Source organism: Massilimicrobiota sp. An105 (genome assembly GCF_002161155.1).
Lineage (GTDB): Bacteria > Bacillota_I > Bacilli_A > Erysipelotrichales > Coprobacillaceae > Allocoprobacillus > Allocoprobacillus merdigallinarum.
Genome location: NZ_NFLY01000085.1, coordinates 1 through 2825, shown reverse-complemented (window position 1 = coordinate 2825; position 2825 = coordinate 1). Strand labels below are relative to the sequence as shown.

The window sequence follows — 2825 nt, the reverse complement described above, 5'->3', positions numbered from 1 at the left end:
ACACAAAAGAAAAAATAATAAAATAATTTTTAAATAAAAAAAGCCCATAAAATGGACTTAATTTAAATTTTTCAAAAAAGATTACAAAAGAAACATGGTGCTAACTGCCAAAGACGGGTAACAATTTGAATTCTATATGATATATACTTTTTTTATAGTATAATATAAGCATATACAATGTGTTTTTTTAGGATTGGAGTGATAGTATGCGTAGATTAGTTAGAAATATTAAAGTATTGAATGTTGGACAGGGAGATTGTGTTGTTTTTAATGGCTTGTATGATGGAGACAAAAATGCAAAAATGACTATATATATTGATTTAGGCCCTGGAAATGTAGATATAACAAAAGAAGCAAAATATAATGATATTGATATATTCTTAACTCATCATCATGATGATCATATGGGTGGTTTGAGATATTTTATTGGTTCTCAATTTCATCGTATCAACAATATCTATATTCCTGATTATCGAGATGAACTAACTTTAGTCGCAAAAGCAATATTGAATTTAAAAGGAATCAGAAGTGCAAAGGATTGCATAGAATTTATTAATGAATTAAATGATATCGTTAATAACTATAATTTTTTAGTGAGTCTATCAAAAAGTAGGCATATACAGGTCTGTCATCAGGATGATATTTTTTATGGCTGTATGAGATGTTTGAATCCACCTCAATATCTTGATGTATATAAATGGATTCAAGAATGTGATGGAAATGAATTGAAAGAGATGTTTTATACTTTATTTGAAAAAGAGTTTGCTGACCAATTCAATGAATATATTTTTGGTAATTCAAATGTATTTGATGAAGAATATCAAATTTTAGATGAAAATAGATTATTTGATTATGAAGATGATAATGATATATCAAGGAAAAATTATGTAGTAGATTTTATTATGAGAAATAGAGAGCTATTAATGGCTTTTCATCATAAGCCAACAAGGAAACGTTTATCTAAGATATATCGTCAATATACTAAATGTTGTCATGAGACATGTCTTGTGGTTCGATATCAAGAAGAAGATTTTAGCTTCTTATTAACTGGGGATGCCAGCAAGAAAGTATTCAAACGTTTGATAAGTAATAATGAATTGATATATTCTCAGTATTTAAAAGTTCCTCATCATGGCAGCAAGAATAATCTCACAAGTAAAATATTATCATGTATTAATCCTGAGGTTGCTATTATTTCGCATGGTAATGGTCGTTTTGGTAAAGCGAAAGATTCTCATCCAAATCAAGAAATATTGGATATGTTGATAAAAAACAAAACAAAGATTCTTATTACAAATGATGTGATAAAGGATGGAAAAATAATCATGAAAAAGAAAAATCATTGTAGTGATGGATATATAGAAATTAAATAATGGAATAGGATTAAAAAGATGAAGAGAATATTAATGATTGGCAATGGATTTGATATAGCTCATGGATTATATACAAAGTATATTAATTTTTATGATTTTTGTATGGTGTTTCACAACAAAGATGTTGAGGATATTGATGAGTCTTTTAGAGAACGTATTTATCATGAATTTATTAAATGTGGCTTTAAAAAATCAGCAGTGAATGTGATTTTAAAAGAAAATATTATTAGTGATGAATTATTGAGAAAAATGATTGATATTTGTAAGAATAATTATTGGTTAAATTGTATTCAAAAAAGGCAGTTTTTAAAAGATCCACATTGGTGCGATATTGAAGGAATTATTGCACATGAAATTGCGAAAATAGTGTATATATCTAAACATTATAAGAATAAACATATGCGTTCAATAAGGGGAAAAGAGGAAAATGATGAAATTGTGAATATGTTTATTTATATTGGTTCTCATTCAAAAAAAGCAAGTTTACGGTTGGCTATTGGTGAAATAAAAGAAAAATTATTATTAGATCTTAATGAATTAACATGGTTGCTTGGTTGTTATTTATCAAAGTTCTTAAATCATACAAAAACAAGGTATGAATTTTTTAAGAGTTTAAATATTGATTATGTTATTAACTTTAATTACACGGATACATATAGTAAATTATATAATAAGAATATTCCAACACATTTTATTCATGGAAATGTTCAAAAGAATATTGATGAACAATTTCAGATGGTTTTTGGTATAGGTGATAAAATTAATGATGCTGAAGATAATTATGAATTTATTGAATTTCAAAAATATTATCAAAGGATTATTTATAAAACTGGAAATGAATATATAGAATGGCTCAGTCATAAAGAAGAAATCATAGAAATTATTATATTTGGTCATTCTATTAATGAAGTAGATGGAGATATTATTAAAAAAATATCTTTAAGAGATAAAACAAGAATATATATTTATTATTATGATCAGGAGGCATTAAATAGCATAGTCGCCAATTTAACAAAAATATTGGGTAAAGACATAATGATTGATTATACAAATATTAATAAAATACAATTTAGAGAAAATAATTTAAAAGATGAATTTATAGTCAAAGATAAACAGAAAGCGGAACAGATAAGTAGTATGACTATAAAATAATAAATAGAATATACAATAATTTACTATTCATTTAAGTTAATATTTTTTAGTGATGTTGAATTAAATGAAATATTTTTATTGGAGATCAATTTTTCAAATGACTTTACTTAAAATAACAATTATTTTAATTATAAAAAATGTATGGCAGATATTTTTATTGTATAAATCAGTAAATGTATAGTACCTGACTTTGGTATCCAGCATTAAAACATAGTGATAGTTTAACTGAAAACAGTAGTAATCTTTTAATTGATCACTACTGTTTTTTTATACTTTATAGTTGAATATTTGCTTTATCTG

Annotated in this window: 2 protein-coding genes; both read left to right on the top strand. The window is 24.9% G+C overall.

Going from position 1 to position 2825, the window contains the following annotated elements:
* Window positions 1–206: 206 nt before the first annotated feature.
* Window positions 207–1373, top strand: coding sequence for a ComEC/Rec2 family competence protein (locus B5E48_RS13205; RefSeq protein ID WP_087305591.1), 1167 nt, complete (start codon window positions 207–209; stop codon window positions 1371–1373).
* A gap of 18 nt (window positions 1374–1391) precedes the next feature.
* Window positions 1392–2525, top strand: coding sequence for an AbiH family protein (locus B5E48_RS13200; RefSeq protein ID WP_087305589.1), 1134 nt, complete (start codon window positions 1392–1394; stop codon window positions 2523–2525).
* Window positions 2526–2825: the final 300 nt, after the last annotated feature.

What these genes read in the sequence shown, in the direction of transcription:
- B5E48_RS13205 (WP_087305591.1), top strand. Translation starts at nt 207, where the DNA reads ATGCGTAGATTAGTTAGAAATATTAAAGTATTGAATGTTGGACAGGGA.
- B5E48_RS13200 (WP_087305589.1), top strand. Translation starts at nt 1,392, where the DNA reads ATGAAGAGAATATTAATGATTGGCAATGGATTTGATATAGCTCATGGA.